Below are 24,147 nucleotides of genomic sequence, written 5' to 3'. Positions count from 1 at the left end.
GGATTTGTATTGATGAATTACGATGATGCGCTACTGAATACTTGTTATGGGCCAGTGAGCGCACAGGTTATGGCTCGAGCTGCCGAGATACGCCTGCTGATTCTGGATGTGGATGGGGTAATGTCAGATGGCCTTATCTATATGGGAAATAGTGGCGAAGAGCTAAAAGCATTCAATGTACGTGATGGCTATGGTATACGCTGTATCCTCACATCAGGTATTGAAGTGGCTATCATTACCGGGCGCAAAGCAAAATTACTGGAAGATCGCTGCAACACGTTAGGAATTACACGTCTTTTCCAGGGGCAGTCCGATAAACTAATTGCCTATCATCAGTTACTCTCAGAGCTGGCAGTAACACCCAGTCAAGTCGCTTATATTGGTGATGATCTCATTGACTGGCCCGTAATGGAGCAGGTCGGATTCAGTATTGCGGTTGCTGATGCACATCCTCTTTTGCTACCTAAGGCAGACTACGTAACGCAGATTAATGGCGGAAGGGGTGCGGTGAGAGAAGTGTGTGACCTGATTTTGATGTCACAGGGTCTGCTTGACGAGGCCAAAGGGCTATCCATATGAGTAGAACCAAGTGCTGGGTTATTATTTTTCTTGCGATAGTTGCCATTGTGTTAATTGGCATGAATGTCGCTGACAGAGAGAATGATGGGCCCGTTATTGTCGATAACAATGAGCCAACCTATACCACTGAGCATGCCTTGACCCGTGTGTATAACCTTAATGGTGCTCTGAACTATCGACTGGTGACGGAAAATGTTGAACATTTTGCACCAGAGTCTCTCTCATGGTTCACTAAACCGGTCATGACACAATATGATGAAAATAAAGTGGCCACCTGGGAGATCCGTGCCGATCGTGCAAAATTAACCAATGATCGTATGCTTTATCTTTATGGAAATGTGGAAGTCAATGCGTTAACACCCGACTCACAGTTACGCAAGATTACCACCGATAACGCAAGCATTAATTTAATCACCCAGGACATCTCCTCAGATGACATGGTGACTCTTTATGGAACCAGCTTTAACTCCAGCGGAATGAAAATGCGTGGTAATTTACGCCATAAAACCGCCAAGCTGATTGAAAAGGTTAAAACCTCTTATGAAATCCAGACGCAACAAACTCAGCCTTAGCCTTGTACTGATGAGTACGCTTTTCGCCTCCTCGTTTTCGGCATGGGCACTGACGGGGGATACCAATAAGCCGATTCATATAGAGTCTGATCAGCAGTCACTGGATATGGACGGCAATGTCGTGACCTTCACAGGTAACGTGATTGCCACGCAAGGCACCATTAAAATCAATGCTGATAAAGTCGTGGTCACTCGCCCGGCTGGTGTCCAGGGGCAGGAAGTTATTGATGCTTATGGTAATCCTGCAACCTTCTATCAGATGCAGGATAACGGTAAACCCGTTAAAGGTCAGGCCGCCAAGCTTCACTATGAACTCGCTAAGGATTTTGTCACCCTGACTGGTAATGCTTATCTTGAGCAACTTGATAGCAATGTCAAAGGAGACAAGATAACCTATCTGGTGAAAGAGCAGAAAATGCAGGCATTCAGTGATAAAGGCAAACGCGTCACCACCGTACTTGTTCCTTCCCAGTTACAAGATAAAACGGGTCAGCCGTCGACGCAGCAAAAGAGTAACTAATTCGTTATGGCAACCTTAATTGCAAAAAATCTTGCGAAAGCCTACAAAAAACGTCGGGTCGTCGAAGATGTCAGCCTGACCGTTAATTCCGGGGAGATTGTTGGTCTGCTCGGCCCTAACGGGGCGGGTAAAACCACAACCTTCTATATGGTCGTGGGTATCGTGCCGCGCGATGCCGGCAATATTATTATTGACGATGAAGATATCAGCTTACTGCCGCTTCATGCACGAGCGCGTCGCGGCATTGGCTACTTGCCACAGGAAGCGTCTATTTTCCGTCGTCTGAGTGTCTTTGATAATCTGATGGCGGTATTGCAGATTCGCGAAGATTTAACACCAGAGCAGCGTGACGATCGGGCTAACGAATTAATGGAAGAGTTCCATATTCAGCACCTGCGTGACAGCCTTGGGCAGTCTCTGTCTGGGGGCGAACGCCGTCGTGTTGAAATTGCACGAGCCCTGGCTGCTAATCCAAAGTTCATTTTACTGGATGAGCCTTTTGCTGGTGTTGACCCGATCTCTGTACTTGATATCAAACGTATTATTGAACACCTTCGTGACAGTGGGCTCGGGGTACTGATAACCGACCATAATGTGCGTGAAACATTGGCGGTATGTGAACGGGCCTATATTGTCAGTCAGGGGCACATGATTGCCCATGGCACACCTGCAGAAATTCTTGAAAATGAGCAGGTTAAACGTGTCTACCTGGGAGAGGAATTCAGGCTCTAACCGAATAAGGCATGACTCATGTATACCCGTCATACGTCATGCTGCCAACGTGTTGCTTGTATTCAGTTCGTCGAGTCACATAACCTGTCTATTATCGCCGGCGTTCTTCATTTCGCGCCGAAGGTGAGCAGAACGGTTTAGGGTATACGCAAAATCGTTCAAGTTGCATAAGGTGGAACGCAGCCATACCCAAAAGCTGACTGTACTTCAGTCACTAATGAGCGTGGATATGCCAGTCCTTCTGGCAGCTTGGGCGATGACCTGTACATATAGCTAAGGATATTCGCACTGATTATGAAGCAAGGTTTGCAATTACGGCTTAGCCAACAGCTTGCGATGACGCCGCAGCTACAACAGGCCATTCGTCTTTTACAGCTGTCGACGCTGGAACTGCAACAAGAACTTCAGCAAGCACTGGAAAGTAACCCTTTGCTTGAGCAAACAGACCTGCTCGAAGAGATTGATATTCAGGACACCGTGGAAACGGATAGCCTGGATACCCGAGAGGCGCTTGAAAAAAAAGAGATGCCTGAAGAGCTGCCACTGGATGCTAGCTGGGACGAGATCTACACTGCTGGCACCCCTTCCGGTACCGGAACTGACTATATCGACGAGCATTTGCCGGTTTATCAGGGGGAGACAACCCAGTCACTTCAGGATTATCTGATGTGGCAGGTGGATCTGACGCCATTTTCCGATACTGATACCGCCATTGCCACCGCGATTGTTGATGCCGTTGATGACACGGGCTACCTCACCGTTTCACTGTCTGACATTTTGGATAGTTTAGGTAACCATGAAATTGGTCTGGAAGAGGTTGAAGCCGTTCTGAAACGCATTCAACGCTTTGATCCCATCGGTGTAGCCGCTCGTGATTTACGTGACTGCCTACTCGTTCAGCTATCCCAGTATACAAAAGAGACGCCCTTCCTGGCAGAAGCACAACAAATCATTGGCAGTCATTTAGATCTGTTAGCAAACCATGATTTTCGCAATCTGATGCGAGTCACCCGGTTGAAAGAAGATGTTTTAAAAAGTGCTATCGAATTAATTCAGTCATTAGATCCGCGCCCCGGACAATCAGTGCAGATGGACGAGCCTGAATATATTATCCCTGATGTATTGGTACGCAAACACCAACAACAGTGGACGGTAGAGCTCAATGCGGAGAGCATCCCTCGCCTGAAAATAAACCAGCACTATGCCGCCATGGGCAATAGTAGTGCCCGGAGCGATAGTGACTCACAATTTATTCGCAGCCATTTACAGGATGCGAGATGGCTGATAAAAAGCCTTGAAAGTAGAAATGATACCTTGCTGCGTGTCAGTCGCTGTATTGTCGAGCAGCAGCAAGAGTTTTTTGAATATGGCGCTGAGTACATGAAGCCAATGGTATTGGCTGATATTGCTCAAGCTGTTGAAATGCATGAGTCGACAATCTCTCGTGTCACCACTCAAAAATACCTTCATAGTCCCAGGGGTATTTTTGAACTTAAGTATTTCTTCTCCAGCCACGTCAATACAGAAGGGGGCGGCGAAGCGTCTTCTACAGCGATCAGGGCATTAGTTAAGAAACTGGTTGCCGCAGAAAACCCGGCTAAACCGCTAAGTGACAGTAAACTTACATCATTGCTGTCTGATCAAGGTATTATGGTTGCTCGCCGCACCGTTGCGAAGTATCGAGAGTCTTTATCCATACCACCGTCAAACCAACGTAAAAAATTGGTGTGACTCCATTGATAAGGAAAACAATATGCAGCTAAACATTACCGGCCAAAACGTTGAAATCACAGATGCATTACGTGATTTTTTGAACACAAAATTTGCCAAACTGGAACAATACTTCGAGAGAATTAACCAGGTTTATATTGTGTTGAAGGTAGAAAAGGTAGCTCATATAGCGGATGCTACGCTGCATGTAAATGGTGGGGAATTGCACGCAAGTGCAGAAGGCCAGGAGATGTACGCCGCGATTGATGGCCTGATCGACAAATTAGCCCGTCAGTTAACTAAACATAAAGATAAACTAAAACAACATTGATAATCCAGGCATCTCTGTGCTCCATCGGCCCGTTGCTTTCGGTAACGGGCCGTTCGCATAAGAATGCTTAGGTGAACTTATGACAAATAACGATCCTATTTTGCAATTGAGCTCGGTCCTTAACCAGGAATGTACCCGTAGTGGTGTCCATTGCCAGAGTAAAAAACGTGCGCTGGAAATCATCAGCGAACTGGCAGCGAAGCAACTCGGTTTACCCTCTCAAATTGTATTTGAGGCAATTCTTACCCGTGAACGCATGGGAAGTACTGGTATTGGCAATGGTATTGCTATCCCTCATGGCAAAATCGAAGAGGATGCAGCCAAGGCCGTTGGTGTCTTCATTCAGTTAGAAACGCCCATCGTTTTTGACTCGATAGATAACCAACCCGTAGACCTGTTATTCGCCCTACTGGTACCAGCCGAACAGACGAAAACACATCTTCATATTCTATCCCTGGTGGCCAAGCGTCTGGCGGATAAAAATATCTGTCGCCGCTTACGGTTAGCGAATAGTGACAGCGATATTTATAATATCATCACTGAAAACGCAGCCAGTTCGGTCGAAACCAGTAGTGATTAGCATCTTTGATATATCAGACAGTTAAATCTGGAGAGTGAGCATATGGTACTGATGATCGTTAGCGGTACTTCAGGATCGGGGAAATCAGTTGCTCTGCGTGCGCTGGAGGATATGGGCTTTTATTGTGTTGATAACCTGCCGGTAGTACTACTCCCTGACTTGGCAAAAACCCTGACAGGCCGGGAAGTCTCCGCAGCCATCAGCATTGATGTGCGTAATATGCCTGAATCACCAGAAATTTTTGACCAGGCAATGAGTAATCTGCCGGATGCCTTTACCCCACAATTACTCTTTTTAGACGCGGACCGTAACACGCTAATCCGTCGTTATAGCGATACGCGTCGCCTGCACCCGTTGTCCAGCAAAAATCTCTCTCTTGAAAGTGCTATTGATGAAGAGAGCAATTTACTCGAACCTCTAAAATCTCGTGCTGACCTGATCATTGACACCTCTGAAATGTCAGTGCATGAACTGGCTGAAATGCTGCGTACTCGCTTACTGGGAAAACGCGAACGCGAGTTAACGATGGTCTTTGAATCTTTTGGTTTCAAACACGGGATCCCTATTGATGCGGATTACGTTTTTGATGTGCGTTTCCTGCCAAACCCCCATTGGGATCCTAAACTACGGCCAATGACAGGCCTTGATCGGCCTGTTGCTGCATTCCTGGATCGCCATACTGAAGTACATAATTTTATTTACCAGACTCGCAGTTATCTCGAATTGTGGTTACCCATGCTGGAAACTAACAACCGTAGTTATCTGACGGTCGCTATTGGTTGTACTGGGGGTAAACACCGTTCGGTGTATATTGCAGAGCAGCTCGCTGACTATTTTCGCTCACGGGGTAAAAATGTTCAGTCGCGCCACAGAACTCTGGAAAAACGTAAAACATGAGTGTCAGACAGACCGTAAAGATAACCAATAAACTGGGCATGCACGCCCGTCCAGCCATGAAGCTATTCGAGCTGGTACAAAGTTTCGATGCCGAAGTTCTACTCCGTAATGAAGCGGGAACGGAAGCCGAGGCCAGTAGCGTCATTGCTTTACTCATGCTGGACTCTTCTCAGGGGGGACAGCTTGAAGTTGAAGCCAGTGGGCCACAGGAAGAACAAGCCCTGGCTGCCGTGATAGCGTTATTTAATGCCGGATTTGATGAAGACTAGTCAGTCTTCATCATTATTTTAATCCAGATTATGCAGCCTCATAAATGATGTCCCACCCAGCTGACGCATTTGCCGCAGTATCCACTGCTGGCGCTGGAGAATATACCCAGAGGGAGCATTGGCCTTAAAGCGTATCGGGTTTGGCAAGACAGCAGCTAACAGTGCCGCTTCGGCAGGTGTAAGCTGGTGGGCAGACTTGTTGAAGTAATGTCGTGCCGCCGCCTCGACACCAAAAATACCTTCACCAAATTCAGCGATATTCAAATACACGGTCAAAATACGCTGCTTACTCCAGACCGCTTCTGTTACCAATGTTAAACCCGCTTCAAGAACTTTACGGACCCAACTACGCCCGTCCCATAACAATAGATTTTTTACCGTCTGTTGCGAGATGGTCGAAGCCCCCCGCAAATGCGTTTCATTCCGTTCATTATGAGCCAGCGCTTTTTTTATCGCACCAAAGTCAATCCCCCAGTGGTCAGGGAATTTTTGATCTTCGGCAGCAATCACCGCCAACCCCATCCATGGACTGATGTTATCCATACTGACCCAGTCTGAATGGGCGCGATAGCTGAAATCACCGTCTAACCAGGCACTCACCTGTCGTTCAACCATCACTGCGGAGAAGGGAACAGGCACCAGGCTAAACAAAACAATGCCAGACAACCACACCGCACATATGGCCACTATCCCACGCCAGAACAGGCGCTTTAACCTCCCAAACAGAGTAAAGCGCCGCTTTGTCATTCGGCTAATTCCAGTACTCGCGAGACCAGCTTATTAATACCCAATGCAGCTTCATCAATGCGTGTGGCCAGCATGTAAGCCGGCGTTGTGACCACTTTTTGTTCTTCATCAACCACAATGTCATCAACCGGGCAAGGAATATGCTCTGCTCCCATCTCTTCCAGCAAGTCGGCGGTATCCAGATCGGTACCAATGGTGATACGCAGTGACACATCAAAAATTTTAGGCAACATCACCGGTGCAATGCACATAAAACCCAATGGTTTGCCCTGAGCATGCATATCACGAACTAAACGGGAAAAGTCATCGTCCACGGTACAGTCAATGCCCTGGCTTGCAAAGGTACTGAGATTTTTAGCCGCGCCAAAACCTCCCGGCACGATCAAACCATCCAGTGTCTCGGCGCTGGCTTCATGTAAGGGTTTAATTACGCCTCGAGTAATTCGCGCAGACTCCTGCAATACTGAGCGCTGTTGTTCAACGGTTTCACCATTCAGATGATTAATAACATCAGACTGAGGTTTATCTGGCGCAAAGCAAACGGCCTCTGCACCTGAATGAGCGAGTGCCAGCAGTGTTAATACCGCTTCATGAATTTCACTGCCATCATAAACACCACAACCGCTCAACACTACGCCGATTTTCTTCATCTGTTCTTTCCCGTCTCTGCTTACTTTAATATTTTATTTACAATAAGTAACATAATTCATAACTATGCGTAACAATACGCCTGATTTTTGCTATCATTACACGGTGAGATACAAGGGTTATTTTCCGCTGTACCCCATCATTACAGCCACAGAATAAACTACCATGTTGTTTTCCCTGGTGTTGGCGCTCTATTCGCGCACCCTGGTCTAGGCCGGGGTCATTTTTTCGTGGCTGCAAACACCCAGGCTCGTAGCACATTTACATCATGCTGCCACTCATGTCTGAGCTGTTCTATCCATTCACCAACATTATCTGACCAGGCTGGCAGATCCGGTGACTGAATCTGTTGTGCTAATTGTTGCAGATGGCGCAGTCCCACCGATCCCGCTGCACCTTTGATTTTATGCCCCTCTTCAACCACACCTTTATTATCTCTGGCGGTCATATTGGAATCGAGAACATCCAGATAACCCGGCATCATTTTTTCAAATATCGCAGCCCCGTCGGTGATGATCTTCGGACCGACTAACTCAAGGTATTGCTCCAGCATCGGAATATCGAGTAGTGCATGCTGTTGTTCTGTTTCTACTTTCATCAGTACAGGCGAGTCTTCCCTGTCCGAAGAGTCCCAATACTTCCTGATAATGGACATCAATGCCGGAACTGCCAGTGGCTTACTGAGAACATCATCCATCCCCGCATCCAAATATTCTCTTTTATCTTTCAGAACATTCGCGGTGAGTGCAACCAATGGCGGTAGCGACTCTTTCTTAAAGCGCTGATTAAGAGCGCGTGAGATATCCATACCGGTCATATCCGGCAACTGAATATCCAGCAAGACCAGGTCATACTCATCTGGAGAGAACATTTCCAGAGCTTCTTTCCCGGTCATGGCAATATCAACACTATTACCCAGTTTTTCTAACACCGAACGCGCCACCACGACATTTAGTTCAATATCTTCTACCAGTAATACATGCAACGCGGGTAGCGGCATATCATCATCCAGGGTGTCTTCCACTTCTTCAGCCACACTCGGGGCCTGAACTTTAAGCGTAAATATCGAGCCTTCACCAGGCAGGCTTTTCACCTGAATATCGCCGCCCATACTTCTTGCCAGCCGCCGCGATACTGCAAGCCCAATCCCTGTGCCTGTAGCGGGTTTCCCGCCATGACTGTCTTTGACCTGATAATACATGGCAAAAATTTTATCCTGCTCTTCCTCAGGAATACCGATCCCAGAATCCTGGACCTCAAAGCAGAGGCACTGCTCTGACTCATAGTGAACCCTCACCGTGACCAGCCCACCTTTCGGGGTAAATTTCACAGCATTACTGATCAGATTCCAGAGGATTTGACGCAAACGCGTACCATCGGTAATAACTTTGTAGGGTATTGGTGGTGTTGGTTCCATAACAAACGTGAGTCCCTTTTGCTGGGCTTGAAGGCCAGACAGGTTCTCAAGTTCCGCAAGAAAGCTGGTGAAGTCTATCGGTTGATTGTCCAGCTGCACTTTATGCCGTTCAAGCTTATCCATATCGATAATATCGTTAAAAATATTACCCAGCGTAATAGCAGAAACATGGATAGTTTTTAAATAGTTGGTCTGCTCGGTTGTCAGTTCCGTATCCAGCAAAATGCGGCTCAGGCCGACGATCCCATTCAGTGGGGTACGCAATTCATGACTGATAGTCGAAATAAAGGTCGTTTTATCCCGACTGGCTCGTTCCAGTGCATCCTGATAGCGTTTACGCTCAGTAATATCACGCCCGAATCCCATCAGGCCATGGCGTTTTCCCACACGGTCATAATAGGGTACTTTACGAATTTCAAAGCAGGCTTTACGCCCATCAGGGTACTCAAGCCACTGTTCATAGGTCAGAGAAACATTGTGATGGAAGACTTTCTCGTCCGTCTCATTCACTTTTAGCGCGGCATCCTGGGAGTAAACATCCTCAGGCTTAAGTTGCACCAGTTGCTTCTCACTTTTACCCGTCAGCAACTCCATTGCCCGGTTACAGCCAGAAAATTCTTTATTTTCATTACGATAAAAAACTAAATCAGGGGATGCATCAAGAAAAGATCGTAAAAAAGAAGATTGCTGCTCCAGTCTGATTTGCGTGACTTCACGCTCTTCCATTTCGATCTTGAGCTGTTCCAGCATGCTCTGGCGTTCTTGCTCTGCCTTAACACGTTCGGCAATTTCCAGGTTGAGCTGGTTAATATTGTCTTTGAGTTGCACATTAAGGTTTAAGTCTCGCTTGCGCATCTCTTCTAGCTTATCGACCATATTCGATAACCGCTGCCTGGACTCCTCAAGTTGCTCAACCACCACAGATAAGAAGTAAACAGCCCATGGTGTTATCAACAAACCAAAGAAAATAGAGCGTACGACATCAATACTTTCAACCTGCCCGCGCAGCACCAGCGTCACCGCCATCTGTACCACCATTGCCGTCAGGACTAAAGCTGAGGCTAACAGCAAGGAGAAGCGAACCAGCCCGAGCTTTACCATTAAATCAACGTAATACTGCGCTAATCTTCTGAGTTGTTTCATGGAAGTTTTCCTTCACCATAGAGACATTAAATATACCGCAAAATTTACGATGGCTCAGGCTTAAACCCATATTCGCGTTTACCCCTCACATTCTGAGCCTGCAATATCTAACCTCATTTAACAGATATATAGATTAGCTAATAAATTTATTGACTAATTTATTGAAGAGAATAACCTGATAGACCGCCTCTGATAAATGAGGCCCATTTTCCATTTCTGCATGACCTTTGACGATGACGTAGATCAAGCGTCGTGGCGGAGCTTTACCCTCCTCGCATATAAATGCAAATAATTCGCATTTTTAACCACACCAGGCGTAATAACTTTTTCTTATATCTGAACTTTTAACTGGTTAAAATATTATAAAACCCTAAAAAACAGCCAATTAATTCACAATTAATATCGTCAGCAGTCTTTTATATCGAAAAAAACAAATATCTCAGCGTAATAATTAGATAAACCCGGCCGTACACAGTGAGCCTGATCACATTATCCTATGTGTTAACCTAACCCAACACACGTTAAAAAAAACAAAAAATCATTTACTTTCATTGCATTAAAAGAAAACTGGTCATTCACCTAACAAAGACATGCCATTTGACGTGTATGCGCTTTCCCGATAACGTGATTATCCGCTGGAAGCTTTCTGGATGAGTCATCCACTCATCATCTTTATGCAGTAATTGAGATTCCCTCTGAAGCAAGTTTACCCCTTGCTAAACCGGATAGGTTGGCCAATAAGAGGGCGACACACGAGGCAGGTATCCAGACCCCCACCCCGTCGCCCCACCCTTGCTGTGCCTAAGCACTACCCAACAGAGAGATCACGCAGAGCCTGGGGAGGTTCACTGAAATGTTGTACGATAAATCCCTTGAGAAGGATAACTGTGGTTTTGGTCTGATTGCCCATATAGAAGGCGAACCAAGCCATAAAGTCGTGCGTACTGCGATTCATGCACTCGCGCGTATGCAGCACCGTGGTGCTATTCTTGCCGACGGTAAAACCGGTGACGGTTGCGGCCTGTTGCTGCAAAAACCAGACCGTTTCTTCCGTATTGTTGCTGAAGAACGTGGCTGGCGCCTGGCGAAAAATTATGCCGTGGGTATGCTCTTCCTGAATCAAGACCCTGTTCTGGCCACTGCCGCTCGCCATGTGGTTGAGGAAGAACTGCAAAATGAGACCCTGTCGATTGTTGGCTGGCGTGAAGTGCCAACTAATGAAGGCGTACTGGGTGAAATCGCCCTCTCCTCTCTGCCGCGTATCGAACAAATTTTTGTTAATGCTCCTGCTGGATGGAGCCCGCGTGATATGGAACGACGTCTTTTTATCGCACGCCGCCGTATCGAAAAACGCCTGCTGGATGATAAAGACTTCTATGTCTGCAGCCTGTCCAATGTAGTGAATATCTATAAAGGTCTGTGTATGCCGGCTGACTTGCCGCGCTTCTATCTGGATCTTGCTGATTTGCGTCTGGAGTCAGCCATCTGCCTGTTCCACCAACGCTTCTCAACCAACACAGTACCACGCTGGCCATTAGCCCAGCCGTTCCGCTACCTGGCACATAATGGCGAAATCAACACCATTACCGGCAACCGCCAGTGGGCCAAAGCACGTACTTATAAGTTCCAGACGCCATTAATTCCTGACCTGCAGGCTGCTGCCCCGTTCGTCAACGAAACAGGTTCAGACTCCAGCTCGCTGGATAATATGCTGGAGTTACTGCTGGCTGGCGGGATGGATATTGTCCGTGCCATGCGTTTACTGGTACCACCAGCCTGGCAGAATAACCCGAATATGGACCCGGAGCTACGCGCCTTCTTTGACTTCAACTCCATGCATATGGAACCCTGGGATGGCCCAGCGGGTATTGTCATGTCAGATGGTCGTTTTGCAGCCTGTAACCTCGACAGAAACGGTCTGCGCCCGGCTCGCTATGTGATAACCAAAGATAAACTCATTACCTGTGCATCTGAAGTAGGTATCTGGGACTATCAGCCAGATGAAGTGGTAGAAAAGGGACGTGTCGGCCCAGGTGAACTGATGGTGATTGACACCCGTGCGGGCCGCATTCTCCATTCAGCCGAAACGGATGACGATTTGAAGAGCCGCCATCCTTATCAAGCCTGGATGGATAAAAATGTTCGCCGTCTGGTATCGCTGGAAGACCTGCCTGACGATCAGGTCGGTGCTCGTTCACTGGATGATGACACCCTGGCAAGCTACCAGAAACAGTTTAACTACAGCAATGAAGAGCTGGATACTATTATTCGTGTTCTGGGTGAGAATGGCCAGGAGGCCGTTGGTTCAATGGGGGATGACACTCCATTTGCCGTACTCTCCAGCCAGCCGCGGATTATTTACGACTACTTCCGTCAGCAGTTTGCCCAAGTCACCAATCCACCCATTGACCCATTGCGTGAAGCCCATGTCATGTCACTGGCAACCAGTATTGGCCGTGAGATGAATGTGTTTTGCGAAGCCGAAGGCCAGGCTCATCGCCTGAGTTTTAAATCGCCAATTCTACTGTGGTCTGATTTCCAGCAATTAACATCATTAGAAGAACAATATTATCAGGCCAGTACCCTTGATATTACCTACAACCCTGACGAACGCTCCCTCGAAGAAACAGTGAAAGCGCTGTGTGATGACGCGGAAAATATGGTACGTAATGGTACCGTTTTGCTGGTGTTATCTGATCGGGGTATTGCTAAACATAGGCTACCAGTTCCGGCCCCAATGGCAGTCGGTGCCATCCAGACGCGTCTGGTAGAACGCAGCCTGCGTTGTGACGCCAATATTATCGTTGAAACCGCCAGTGCACGTGACCCCCATCACTTTGCCGTACTGCTTGGTTTTGGGGCGACCGCTATCTACCCTTACCTGGCCTACGAAACATTGGGCAAACTGGTTGATAACGGCACCATCGATAAAAGCTACCGGGCGGTGATGCAGAATTACCGTAATGGTATCAATAAAGGGTTGTACAAGATAATGTCCAAAATGGGCATTTCTACCATCGCCTCTTACCGTTGCTCAAAACTGTTTGAAGCGGTCGGCCTGCACGATAGCGTGGTCGATCTTTGCTTCCAGGGCGTGGTCAGCCGTATTGGTGGTGCCAGTTTTGCCGACTTCCAGCAAGATTTGCTGAACCTCTCTAAACGAGCCTGGCTGGTTCGTAAACCACTGGAACAAGGCGGACTGCTGAAGTTCGTCCATGGCGGGGAGTACCATGCCTACAACCCTGATGTAGTTCAGACCCTGCAAAAAGCAGTACAAAGTGCTGACTACAGTGACTATCAAGCTTACGCCAGACTGGTTAACGAACGTCCTGTGGCAACATTACGTGATATGTTCGCCCTCAACCCGCAGGATGCCCCAGTAGCCATTGAAGAGGTTGAGCCAGCAACGGAGCTGTTCAAACGCTTTGATAGCGCAGCGATGTCCATTGGTGCTCTAAGCCCGGAAGCCCACGAGTCGCTGGCCGAAGCCATGAACGGAATTGGTGGAAACTCTAACTCTGGTGAAGGGGGTGAAGACCCGGCTCGCTACGGTACCAATAAAGTTTCCCGTATCAAACAGGTGGCATCAGGGCGTTTCGGTGTGACCCCCGCTTATCTGATGAGTGCCGATGTCATCCAAATTAAAGTGGCTCAGGGGGCAAAACCCGGGGAAGGAGGTCAGCTTCCTGGTGATAAAGTCACACCTTATATCGCTAAACTGCGTTACTCCGTACCTGGTGTTACTTTAATATCACCGCCACCACATCATGATATCTATTCGATTGAAGACTTAGCTCAGTTGATTTTTGACCTCAAACAGGTCAATCCAACAGCAATGATCTCGGTAAAACTGGTTTCTGAGCCAGGTGTTGGGACCATCGCGACAGGTGTGGCCAAAGCTTATGCTGACCTGATTACTATCGCCGGTTATGACGGCGGTACCGGGGCAAGCCCGCTCTCCTCAGTAAAATATGCAGGCTGTCCTTGGGAATTGGGGCTCGCTGAGACACAGCAAGCCTTAGTCGCTAATGGGTTACGTCATAAAATTCGCCTGCAAGTTGATGGCGGCTTAAAAACAGGGCTGGACATCATCAAAGCGGCGATCCTTGGGGCTGAAAGCTTCGGCTTTGGTACTGGGCCAATGGTTGCTCTGGGCTGTAAATATCTGCGTATTTGTCACCTGAACAACTGTGCCACTGGGGTGGCAACTCAGGACGATAAACTGCGCAAGAACCATTACCATGGCCTGCCTTTCAAAGTAACCAACTACTTTGAATTTATCGCCCGTGAGACTCGTGAGCTGATGGCGAAGTTAGGTGTAAAACGTCTGGTAGATTTGATCGGTCGCACTGACTTGTTAAAAGAGCTGGAAGGATTTACCGCTAAACAGCAACGTTTAGATTTGTCCGCGCTGTTAGAAACAGCGACACCGGCACCGGGTAAAGCCGTCTATTGTACAGAGCATAACCCTCCCTTCGATAAGGGTGAGCTGAACCAGCGACTGTTAAGCCAGGCTAAACCCTATATAGATGAAAAACAAAGCAAAACATTTTGGTTTGATATCCGTAATACCGACCGTTCTGTAGGTGCATCCCTGTCTGGCTATATTGCTCAACGACATGGTGACCAAGGACTGGCGGCTGACCCGATTAAAGCACACTTTAACGGTACTGCGGGCCAGAGCTTTGGCGTATGGAATGCTGGCGGTGTTGAACTGTACCTGACCGGCGATGCCAACGACTACGTGGGTAAAGGCATGGCGGGGGGCTTACTTTCCCTGCGTCCACCGGTGGGTTCGGCTTTCCGGGCCCATGAAGCAACCATCATCGGTAACACCTGTCTGTATGGTGCGACCGGGGGTAAATTATTTGCTGCAGGTCGTGCGGGTGAACGCTTCGCTGTACGTAATTCAGGTGCTATCACTGTCGTTGAAGGCATTGGCGATAACGGTTGTGAGTACATGACGGGTGGCATCGTCTGCATACTGGGACACACCGGGGTGAACTTTGGTGCCGGGATGACCGGGGGCTTTGCCTATGTTCTGGATGAAGACGGTGAGTTCGCTAAACGGGTTAACCCAGAGCTGGTCGAGCTGTTACAGGTAGAGGATTTAGCTATTCATGAAGAACACTTGCGCGGTCTGATAACTGAACATGTTCAGTTAACCGGATCTTTGCGTGGTGAAGAAATCCTGGCTAACTGGCCTGATTTTGCTACTAAATTTACCTTAGTCAAACCAAAGTCCAGTGATGTTAAAGCATTATTGGGTCACCGTAGTCGTTCCGCAGCTGAGCTGCGGGTGCAGGCGCAGTAAGGGGTCAAGATGAGTCAGAACGTATATCAATTTATCGACTTACAACGTGTTGATCCGCCAAAGAAAGCGTTAAAGATTCGTAAAATTGAATTTGTTGAAATTTACGAGCCTTTCTCAGAAGGTCAGGCTAAGGCACAGGCGGATCGCTGCCTGTCCTGTGGTAACCCATACTGTGAATGGAAATGCCCGGTTCATAACTACATTCCGAACTGGTTAAAACTGGCGAATGAAGGCCGTATCATTGAGGCGGCTGAATTATCACACCAAACTAACAGCTTGCCAGAAGTGTGTGGGCGTGTTTGCCCACAAGATCGTCTGTGTGAAGGTTCCTGTACCCTGAATGACGAGTTCGGTGCGGTCACCATTGGTAATATAGAACGTTATATCAACGATAAAGCCATTGAGATGGGCTGGAAGCCTGACTTAACCGGTGTTAAGTCAGTCGGTAAGCGCGTGGCGATTATCGGTGCTGGCCCAGCAGGACTGGCTTGTGCCGATGTTCTGACCCGTAATGGCGTTAAAGCCGTAGTCTATGACCGCCACCCTGAAATCGGTGGTCTGCTGACCTTCGGTATTCCCGCTTTCAAGCTGGAAAAAGAAGTCATGAGCAAACGCCGTGAAATCTTTAGCGGTATGGGCATTGAGTTTATGCTCAATACCGAAGTGGGCCGTGATGTACAGATTGAAACACTACTGAATGACTTCGATGCGGTCTTCCTTGGCGTTGGTACATACCAGTCAATGCGCGGTGGGCTGGACAACGAAGACGCCCCGGGAGTGTATGAAGCGCTGCCATTTCTTATCGCCAATACTCGTCAGATTATGGGCTTTGGTGAAGCAGATGGCTCCCCTTACGTGAATATGGCGGGTAAACGTGTGGTCGTCCTGGGGGGTGGAGACACCGCCATGGACTGTGTTCGCACCTCAATTCGCCAGGGAGCAACCCACGTCACTTGTGCTTATCGCCGTGATGAAGAGAACATGCCCGGCTCACGTCGTGAAGTCAAAAATGCCCGAGAAGAGGGCGTTGAGTTCCAATTTAACCTGCAGCCATTAGGTGTTGAGGTGAATGGTAACGGTAATGTCTGTGGCGTGAGAGTCGCCCGTACCGAACTGAGTGCGCCAGATGCTCATGGTCGACGTCGCCCGGAAATCATCCCAGGCTCAGAGCATATTCTGCCCGCAGATGCCGTCGTCACTGCTTTTGGTTTCCGTCCACATAGTATGAGCTGGCTTGAAGCTCACAGCGTTGAGCTGGATAACCAGGGCCGTATTATTGCTCCTGAAGGGAGTGATAATGCCTTCCAGACGAGCAATCCAAAAATCTTTGCTGGCGGGGATGCAGTTCGCGGTTCTGATTTGGTCGTCACAGCTATTGCGGAGGGGCGTAAAGCAGCAGATGGTATCCTGAACTACCTCGAAGTCTAAGTCGAAAAAAGGCCTGATAACACCGTTATCAGGCCTTTTCTATTCGCTGTCTGACTCATTCACAACGGCTATTTAACGACTCGCAGGGTCGGACGACCACCACGTGGTGGCGGTTCATCATCAGGGCCATTATCTGAATCATCCTGATCATCCCGAGCACCATCAATAACTTGCATCACTGGTTCAGAGCCCACTGATACATCATCATCGTTATCGCTTTCCACGTCATCTTCGTAACCGGCTTCGGGTTCAAACATCGTCCCCGCACCATTTTCACGGGCATAAATAGCCATGACAGCAGCCATAGGTACGTACACCTGACGTGGAACACCACCGAAGCGTGCACTAAACTGCACGGCGTCATTGGTTAACTCAAGATTACCCACTGCACGAGGGGCAATATTAAGAACGATTTGCCCGTCACGTGCAAATTCCATTGGAACCTGTACGTCTGGTAACGTGATATCCACAACGACGTGTGGTGTTAACTCGTTATCGAGCAACCATTCATAAAAAGCCCTTAACAGATAAGGACGACGCGGAGACAGTTGCGACATTTCCATCCATTAACCTCGGGTTTGTAGACGCATTTCACGCTCAGGTTCGGTCAATGAAGCCAGGAAAGAATCACGCTCGAAGACGCGTGTCATATACCCTTTCATCTCTTTCGAACCAACACCTGTGAGCTCAATCCCCATCTGCGGTAAACGCCACAGTAACGGAGCCAGATAGCAGTCAACCAAACTGAATTCATCGCTCAGGAAGAAAGGTTTTTGAGTGAATACCGGGGCAATAGCCAGTAACTCTTCCCGCAGCTGTTTACGTGCAACATCGGCATCATGAGCAGAACCGTTCATGACAACGTTCATCAGGGTATACCAGTCTTTCTCAATACGATGCATATACAGACGGCTTTCACCACGAGCAACCGGATAAACGGGCATCAGCGGAGGGTGTGGGAAACGCTCATCAAGATATTCCATAATGATACGTGATTCCCACAAAGTCAGCTCACGATCGACCAGGGTCGGTACGCTATGATTCGGGTTGAGATCGATGAGATCCTGAGGCAGGTTATCCGCTTCCACGTGCTCAATTTCAACGCTAACACCTTTTTCCGCCAGTACAATGCGTACCTGGTGGCTGTAGATATCAGTCGGGCCGGAAAACAGCGTCATCACCGAACGTTTGTTGGCAGCGACAGCCATGAAAACCTCCAAGTTTATCCAGAAAATTACTTCGTATAGTCACCGATGGTGACTAACCTGATCGTTTATTGCCCAACATTCGACGAAACATCACCATCACTGAAGAGCAAGCGTGCGACAGATCTCAACATTTGGGCAGAAAATTGTCCGTTAGTTTACCAGATTTTACTGACCTTGTGGGGGCTACACTCTCAATTTACGGAAAAACACATTAATTTCATTACGTTAGAAGCGATAATATAAATTAGTAGCACAAAAATCTGCGGAGTAGCAGATTCATCACAATATGATGCGGTTCTTGCCGCTGTGGTTTAAAGGCGAATAAATACTCATATCACTTTGAATAAAAAGGCATTTAGTATTTTTCCCACCGTTGCAGACGACAAACCTCAACGTGACAGGGGAATTAGAGAAATGACGGGTTCAGAATAATCGAAAGAATAAAACAATGAGGATAAGGCCGCAGGGTTGGCAGATAAAAAAAACACCGAAGAGAAGCTCTTCGGTGTTTGTTTGCTGTCCATTGTTGTTCTGCAAATATTGCAGAGAACAATTAACGCTTGGAGAACTGAGGACGACGACGTGCTTTACGCAGACCGACTTTCTTACGTTCAACCTGACGAGCATCACGGGTAACGAAACCAGCTTTACGCAGTTCAGAACGCAGAGACTCATCATATTCCATCAGCGCACGGGTGATACCGTGACGGATAGCACCAGCTTGACCAGAGATACCACCACCTTTAACAGTGATGTACAGATCCAGCTTCTCAACCATCTCAACCAATTCCAGTGGCTGACGAACTACCATGCGGGCAGTTTCACGACCAAAGTATTGCTCTAAAGAACGTTGGTTGATAACGATTTTACCACTGCCCGGTTTGATAAAAACACGAGCTGCGGAACTTTTGCGGCGACCAGTGCCGTAGTATTGATTTTCAGCCATTGCCTATAATCCCGATTAAATGTCAAGAACTTGCGGTTGCTGTGCCGCGTGGTTGTGCTCGGTGCCTGCGTAAACTTTCAGTTTACGGAACATAGCACGGCCCAGCGGGCCCTTTGGCAACATGCCTTTAACCGCGATCTCAATCACACGCTCAGGACGGCGAGCAATCATTTCTTCGAAGGTCGCTTGTTTGATACCACCGATGTGGCCAGTGTGATGGTAATACACTTTGTCGTTACGCTTGTTACCAGTTACAGCAACTTTTTCTGCGTTCAGAACGATGATGTAATCACCAGTATCAACGTGCGGAGTGTATTCCGCTTTGTGCTTACCGCGCAGACGGCGAGCCAGTTCAGTAGCCAGACGACCTAAGGTCTTACCTTCAGCGTCAACAACATACCAGTCGCGCTGTACAGTTTCTGGTTTAGCTGTAAAAGTTTTCATTAAAAGCTTACCCAATATATAGTTACACGTTGGTGAACACCCAAACGCTTAAAATCAGTTGAGGTTCACGCGACATTGTCCAGCAAACCTACCCCTTCGAATAGCCTATGCCGGCACGACAAAAGTTTTGGGAAAAAAACTTTGGTTGTAACGTGGGGTCGCAAGATTATAGAGAAGTCACTCTCAAAAATCGACCCTAATTTCTCTTTTACCCACGAAATAAAGATTTAAGGCAAATGTTCCCGTCGTAAATACGCTTCACTTTGCATTTCTTGCAAGCGTGACAAGCAACGCTGAAATTCAAAAGAGAGTCTTTCACCTTGATAAATATATGGAAGATCTGTTTCAGCAGAAACCAGAAGTTTGACATGGCGTTCATAAAACTCATCCACTAACGCAATAAAGCGCCGGGCTTCATTTTCGTTGCTGGTTTTCATCACCGGGACATGCAGTAACATCACCGTATGAAACTGCCGCGATAACGCTATATAGTCATGCTGGCTACGGGCATCAACGCAGAGTGTCACATAATCCACCGCCAGGACTTGGTTAGCAACACCGAGAGTCGCCAATGGCCGATGATTAATGTCGAGTACCGGTCCGGACCCAAGCGCGATACCACTTAACGCGGTATAGAGCGTCGCCATCTTCTGGGTCGTATCTTGATTTAGGGGCGACAGCCAGACATGGGCCTGAGTCAGCGTCCGCAGACGGTAATCAATACCCGCATCCACATTCATCACATCACAGTACTGCTTAATTGCCTCAATGGCAGGCAGGAAACGTGCACGCTGTAAACCGTTACGATAAAGTTCATCCGGAGGAATATTGGAGGTTGCGACCAGTGTGATCCCTCGGGCAAAAAGCGCCTTCATCAATGCCCCTAACAACATGGCATCAGTAATATCTGAGACAAAAAATTCATCAAAGCATAAAATATCAGTCTCAGCTTTAAAGCTGTCTGCCACTTTTTCCAGTGGATCACTGTGCCCTTGTAGCTGGGTTAACGCGTCATGCACTCGCAACATAAAACGGTGAAAATGCAGTCTTAGCTTACGATCGCCAGGCAAACTCTGAAAAAACATATCCATTAACCAAGTTTTACCACGTCCTACCCCTCCCCACATGTATAAACCTCTGATGGGCTCCTGGGGCGCTAAAGGGGGTTTCTTGCCAAGCAACTTGCCAAGCCTTTCACGCATGCTCAGAGAAGATGGCACTGACTTCTGTGAGATAAACTGCCGCCATATTGTATCCAGTCTGGTGATCGCATCGAGCTGGACATCATCAGGCTGATAGTCCTCTTTTGACAGGGTTTGCTGGTAGCATAATAGGGGAGAGATATTTTGCATGGTATCCTAGTTTTTCCTTTAAAATCGTATGGCTGTTTACTACAGTTGTCGAAAAAAGGCCGTTCTACCCTAAGCGAAGCTGCGGCAAGATTCCACTTCTCTTAAATTAACGGTTATAGTGGCAAGACTACCCTATGGAATCACAAGACAACGGGAGATGTTCATGACTTGGGAATATGCGCTTATTGGATTAGTTGTAGGCCTGATTATTGGCGCCATTGCGATGCGTTTTGGTAATCGTAAATTGCGTCAACAACAAACCCTGCAGTATGAACTGGAAGCAAGTAAAAAAGAGCTTGAAGAGTATCGCGAAGAGCTGGTCAGCCATTTCGCCCATAGTGCTGAATTGTTAGATAAAATGGCTAATGACTATCGTCAGCTTTACCAGCATATGGCGAAAAGCTCGAGTAGCTTGTTGCCGGGTATGTCTGCGGATGCTAACCCATTTCGCACGCGCCTGACGGAGTCAGAAGCCAACAATGATCAAGCCCCGGTTCAGATGCCGCGTGATTATTCAGAAGGCGCTTCAGGTTTGCTACGTGGTGGCGCAAAACGAGACTGATCGATACCGCTCTGTTTCTCCGGGGTATTATTGGTATATCCCGGATATTTTTGCTGAGAACGTTCTGATTATTTGTCTGGTCATTATGCATACAAATATTGTGAACAGGTCAATATGCAAACACCACCACAATAAACGTTGTGTCCCCTTTTCTTATCTTATGAGAGCCTGCATCTAATGAACAAACAAGTACGGCTATTAAGTGTATTAGCATTAAGCATCGGTGTGACACTCAGTGCGTCGTCTCTAGCCAAAGCCTCAACATCAACGGATATCCCTGCGCAACAGCACGTATTGCCGAGCCTCGCGCCCATGCTTGAAAAAGTACTGCCTGCCGTGGTCAGTGTTCAAGTGGAACGCAGTGCCTCAGCCGCTGCCTCTGACATTCCTAAAGGCAATTCACCACGTGCCACTGGGGGACTCGGGTCAGGTGTCATCATTGATGCGAAGAATGGTTACATTCTGACGAATAATCACGTCATCGACCAAGCTGATAAAATCAAAATCAAACTCAATGATGGGCGAGAGTTTGATGCCAAAGTCATTGGCAGTGATAAACAAACGGATATTGCTTTACTGCAACTTCATGATGCCAAAAATTTAAACGAAATTAAGATTGCAGACTCTGACGCTTTGCGAGTGGGTGATTTCACTGTTGCTGTCGGTAATCCGTTTGGTTTAGGGCAAACAGCCACTTCCGGTATTATCTCCGCCCTTGGTCGTAGTGGTTTGAATCTGGAAGGGCTGGAAAACTTTATTCAGACAGATGCCTCCATCAATCAGGGAAACTCAGGTGGAGCACTGGTTAACCTTAATGGTGAACTGATTGGGATCAATACTGCCATGCTGGCAACGGGAGGGGGGAACGTTGGTATCGGTTTTGCCATCCCGAGCAATATGGCACAAACCCTGGTTAAACAGTTTATCCAGTACGGAGAGGCCAAACGAGGCCTGCTCGGCATTAAAGGAACCGAGCTGAATGCAGATATCGCTAATGCGCTGAATCTCAATACTCAGCGAGGCGCGTTTATTAGTGAGGTGATTCCTGACTCGGCCTCTGCAAAAGCAGGCGTTAAAGCCGGCGATGTCATCACCAGCCTGAATGATAAAGCAATCCAAAGCTTTGCAGAATTACGTAGTAAAATTGCCACCACGGAACCAGGCACCATCGTCAAACTGGGTCTGCTACGTGATGGAAAATCAATCAGTACCAACGTTACGCTGGATAAAAGCCCGGAAACCACGGCGAATATGACCTCCATTCTGCCAGCATTGCAAGGGGCATCATTCATTGATAGCCAGACAAAAGAAGGCACCAAAGGGATTTTACTGGAGAATGTAGAGAAAGGCTCACCCGCTGCGCTGACAGGCTTACAGAAAGATGATGTTATCATCGCGGTGAACCGCTCCCCAGTGCAAAACCTGGCTGATATGCGTAAAATCATGGACACCAAACCTGCGATTGTTGCATTACAGGTTGTACGTGGCGATAACAGCCTCTATATATTAGTGCGTTAAGTTAGTCAAAAAACGGGCATACCAGTCACTGGCTGCCCGTTTTATAAACGCGCCTCTATTATCCACTTTCACGAAATAATAAAACGACCTAATAAAACGCTATGCTTCTAAAGATACTTCGTTCAGTGGTGATAGGGATCGTCGTTGCTGGGATATTATTACTTGCAGTCCCCTCTTTACGGCAGACCATTCTGCCACTGACCCCGTCAAAATTTGATGGCGCTGATGACACACCACTCAGTTTTAACTCAGCAGTACGCCGTGCTGCTCCGGCTGTCGTCAACGTTTACAACCGCAGTGCCGGAACCAATGGCCAGTCGCAATTACAGATAAAAACCCTCGGTTCCGGCGTTATTATGGACAGCCGCGGTTACATCATTACCAATAAGCATGTTATCAACAATGCCGAGCAGATCATTGTAGCCCTTCAGGATGGGCGAATCTTTGAAGCACTGCTAATTGGTTCTGACAGCCTGACAGACCTTGCGGTATTAAAAATCAGTGCAACTAACCTGCCAATCATCCCAATCAATACCAAACGGGCCCCGCATATTGGTGATGTGGTACTGGCAATAGGGAATCCTTATAACCTCGGTCAGACCGTCACCCAGGGGATAATCAGTGCAACAGGCCGAATCGGTTTAAGCCCATCCGGTAGGCAATCCTTTTTACAAACTGATGCCTCAATTAACCGTGGTAATTCCGGTGGTGCGCTGGTCAACTCACTGGGAGAGCTCATAGGGATTAACACGTTGTCATTTGATAAGAGTAACGACGGTGAAACACCTGAAGGAATTGGTTTTGCGATTCCCACCCCTCTTTCTACCAAAATAATGGAAAAACTCATTCGTGATGGTCGGGTGATTCGTGGTTATATCGGTATTGGTGGCCGGGATATCATGCCAGCGAATGGCACATCAGCGGGTATTGAGCAGCTGCAAGGTATTGTTGTTAATGAAGTATCCCCTAACGGGCCAGCTGCTGCTGCGGGTATTCAGGTTAATGATGTAATTCTGTCAGTCAACCATAAACCGGCTATTTCAGCGCTGGAGACCATGGACCAGGTAGCAGAAATTCGCCCGGGTTCAGTGGTGGATGTTGAGGTAATGCGTGAAGATAAGAAACTCAGCTTGCCTGTTACCATCCAGGAGTACCCCGCTGTTGAATAGTGTCAGGATCATTACCCCCTCTGTCTGATTAATCAGCCATGAGGGGGCGAACAGCCAGGAT

At 47.7% G+C, this 24,147-nt stretch carries 22 protein-coding genes; 14 read left to right on the top strand and 8 right to left on the bottom strand.

The window, feature by feature from the left end:
- Window positions 1–12: 12 nt before the first annotated feature.
- The 9 genes from kdsC (at window position 13) to npr (ending at window position 6,190) form a co-directional block, all read left to right on the top strand.
- Window positions 13–579, top strand: coding sequence for a 3-deoxy-manno-octulosonate-8-phosphatase KdsC (kdsC, locus tag JK154_RS14605; RefSeq protein ID WP_211993292.1), 567 nt, complete (start codon window positions 13–15; stop codon window positions 577–579).
- The gene (gene lptC, locus JK154_RS14600) at window positions 576–1,151 is read left to right on the top strand and encodes an LPS export ABC transporter periplasmic protein LptC (protein ID WP_211993291.1); all 576 of its coding nucleotides are present in this window, start codon (window positions 576–578) and stop codon (window positions 1,149–1,151) included. The genes kdsC and lptC overlap by 4 nt, the downstream gene beginning before the upstream one ends.
- On the top strand, window positions 1,120–1,671 hold the full coding sequence (lptA, locus tag JK154_RS14595) for a lipopolysaccharide ABC transporter substrate-binding protein LptA (protein WP_211993290.1): 552 nt from the start codon (window positions 1,120–1,122) through the stop codon (window positions 1,669–1,671). Before lptC ends, lptA begins: the two co-directional genes overlap by 32 nt.
- A gap of 6 nt (window positions 1,672–1,677) precedes the next feature.
- Window positions 1,678–2,403, top strand: coding sequence for an LPS export ABC transporter ATP-binding protein (gene lptB, locus JK154_RS14590; protein ID WP_211993289.1), 726 nt, complete (start codon window positions 1,678–1,680; stop codon window positions 2,401–2,403).
- A gap of 294 nt (window positions 2,404–2,697) precedes the next feature.
- A complete protein-coding gene (rpoN, locus tag JK154_RS14585) occupies window positions 2,698–4,134 on the top strand; it encodes an RNA polymerase factor sigma-54 (protein WP_211993288.1) in 1,437 nt (478 codons plus the stop codon).
- Window positions 4,135–4,156: 22 nt separating this feature from the next.
- Complete coding sequence (gene hpf / locus JK154_RS14580; protein WP_211993287.1) at window positions 4,157–4,444, top strand: ribosome hibernation promoting factor; 288 nt, start codon at window positions 4,157–4,159, stop codon at window positions 4,442–4,444.
- A gap of 79 nt (window positions 4,445–4,523) precedes the next feature.
- A complete protein-coding gene (gene ptsN / locus JK154_RS14575; RefSeq protein ID WP_211993286.1) occupies window positions 4,524–5,024 on the top strand; it encodes a PTS IIA-like nitrogen regulatory protein PtsN in 501 nt (166 codons plus the stop codon).
- A 42-nt stretch (window positions 5,025–5,066) separates the two neighbouring features.
- Window positions 5,067–5,921 carry an RNase adapter RapZ gene (rapZ, locus tag JK154_RS14570; protein ID WP_211993285.1) on the top strand — a complete coding sequence of 285 codons (855 nt, stop codon included), beginning with the start codon at window positions 5,067–5,069 and terminating at the stop codon, window positions 5,919–5,921.
- A complete protein-coding gene (gene npr / locus JK154_RS14565; RefSeq protein WP_211993284.1) occupies window positions 5,918–6,190 on the top strand; it encodes a PTS phosphocarrier protein NPr in 273 nt (90 codons plus the stop codon). The genes rapZ and npr overlap by 4 nt, the downstream gene beginning before the upstream one ends.
- An 18-nt stretch (window positions 6,191–6,208) precedes the next feature.
- Here npr and mtgA read toward each other — a convergent pair whose 3' ends face one another.
- The 3 genes from mtgA to arcB form a co-directional block, all read right to left on the bottom strand.
- Window positions 6,209–6,937, bottom strand: a complete 729-nt coding sequence (gene mtgA, locus JK154_RS14560) for a monofunctional biosynthetic peptidoglycan transglycosylase (protein WP_211993283.1) — start codon at window positions 6,935–6,937, stop codon at window positions 6,209–6,211.
- Window positions 6,934–7,587, bottom strand: coding sequence for an isoprenoid biosynthesis glyoxalase ElbB (gene elbB / locus JK154_RS14555; protein WP_211993282.1), 654 nt, complete (start codon window positions 7,585–7,587; stop codon window positions 6,934–6,936). The genes mtgA and elbB overlap by 4 nt, the downstream gene beginning before the upstream one ends.
- 218 nt (window positions 7,588–7,805) lie before the next feature.
- Window positions 7,806–10,145, bottom strand: coding sequence for an aerobic respiration two-component sensor histidine kinase ArcB (gene arcB / locus JK154_RS14550; RefSeq protein WP_211993281.1), 2,340 nt, complete (start codon window positions 10,143–10,145; stop codon window positions 7,806–7,808).
- 853 nt (window positions 10,146–10,998) lie between these two features.
- On the opposite strand from arcB, the gene gltB reads away from it, so the two are divergent.
- Window positions 10,999–15,459, top strand: coding sequence for a glutamate synthase large subunit (gene gltB / locus JK154_RS14545; protein ID WP_211993280.1), 4,461 nt, complete (start codon window positions 10,999–11,001; stop codon window positions 15,457–15,459).
- A gap of 9 nt (window positions 15,460–15,468) precedes the next feature.
- Window positions 15,469–16,887: a glutamate synthase small subunit gene (locus JK154_RS14540; RefSeq protein ID WP_211993279.1), complete on the top strand. Its 1,419-nt coding sequence runs from the start codon at window positions 15,469–15,471 to the stop codon at window positions 16,885–16,887.
- A gap of 68 nt (window positions 16,888–16,955) precedes the next feature.
- Here JK154_RS14540 and sspB read toward each other — a convergent pair whose 3' ends face one another.
- The 5 genes from sspB to zapE form a co-directional block, all read right to left on the bottom strand.
- Window positions 16,956–17,450 carry a ClpXP protease specificity-enhancing factor gene (gene sspB, locus JK154_RS14535; RefSeq protein WP_211993278.1) on the bottom strand — a complete coding sequence of 165 codons (495 nt, stop codon included), beginning with the start codon at window positions 17,448–17,450 and terminating at the stop codon, window positions 16,956–16,958.
- A gap of 3 nt (window positions 17,451–17,453) precedes the next feature.
- Complete coding sequence (gene sspA / locus JK154_RS14530) at window positions 17,454–18,095, bottom strand: stringent starvation protein SspA (protein WP_211993277.1); 642 nt, start codon at window positions 18,093–18,095, stop codon at window positions 17,454–17,456.
- Window positions 18,096–18,648: 553 nt separating this feature from the next.
- Window positions 18,649–19,041: a 30S ribosomal protein S9 gene (gene rpsI / locus JK154_RS14525; RefSeq protein WP_211993276.1), complete on the bottom strand. Its 393-nt coding sequence runs from the start codon at window positions 19,039–19,041 to the stop codon at window positions 18,649–18,651.
- Window positions 19,042–19,056: 15 nt separating this feature from the next.
- On the bottom strand, window positions 19,057–19,485 hold the full coding sequence (gene rplM, locus JK154_RS14520; RefSeq protein ID WP_211993275.1) for a 50S ribosomal protein L13: 429 nt from the start codon (window positions 19,483–19,485) through the stop codon (window positions 19,057–19,059).
- Between the two features lie 227 nt (window positions 19,486–19,712).
- Window positions 19,713–20,837 carry a cell division protein ZapE gene (gene zapE, locus JK154_RS14515; RefSeq protein WP_211993274.1) on the bottom strand — a complete coding sequence of 375 codons (1,125 nt, stop codon included), beginning with the start codon at window positions 20,835–20,837 and terminating at the stop codon, window positions 19,713–19,715.
- Window positions 20,838–21,000: 163 nt separating this feature from the next.
- Here zapE and zapG point away from each other — a divergent pair, with 163 nt between their 5' ends.
- The 3 genes from zapG to degS all read left to right on the top strand — a co-directional run bounded on the left by zapG (window position 21,001) and on the right by degS (window position 24,086).
- Window positions 21,001–21,399 (top strand): Z-ring associated protein ZapG, encoded by a 399-nt coding sequence (zapG, locus tag JK154_RS14510; RefSeq protein WP_211993273.1) that lies wholly within the window; start codon window positions 21,001–21,003, stop codon window positions 21,397–21,399.
- Window positions 21,400–21,576: 177 nt separating this feature from the next.
- Window positions 21,577–22,917, top strand: coding sequence for a Do family serine endopeptidase (locus JK154_RS14505; RefSeq protein WP_211993272.1), 1,341 nt, complete (start codon window positions 21,577–21,579; stop codon window positions 22,915–22,917).
- A 101-nt stretch (window positions 22,918–23,018) separates the two neighbouring features.
- Entirely contained in the window at window positions 23,019–24,086 is a 1,068-nt protein-coding gene (degS, locus tag JK154_RS14500) for an outer membrane-stress sensor serine endopeptidase DegS (protein ID WP_211993271.1), read from the top strand.
- The last annotated feature ends 61 nt before the right edge of the window (window positions 24,087–24,147 follow it).

Origin of the sequence: Citrobacter sp. JGM124 (assembly GCF_018257795.1) — a bacterium.
Classification (GTDB): Bacteria; Pseudomonadota; Gammaproteobacteria; order Enterobacterales; family Enterobacteriaceae; genus JGM124.
Note: the sequence above shows the minus strand (reverse complement) of the source record. Positions and strands in the feature narration are given on the sequence as shown.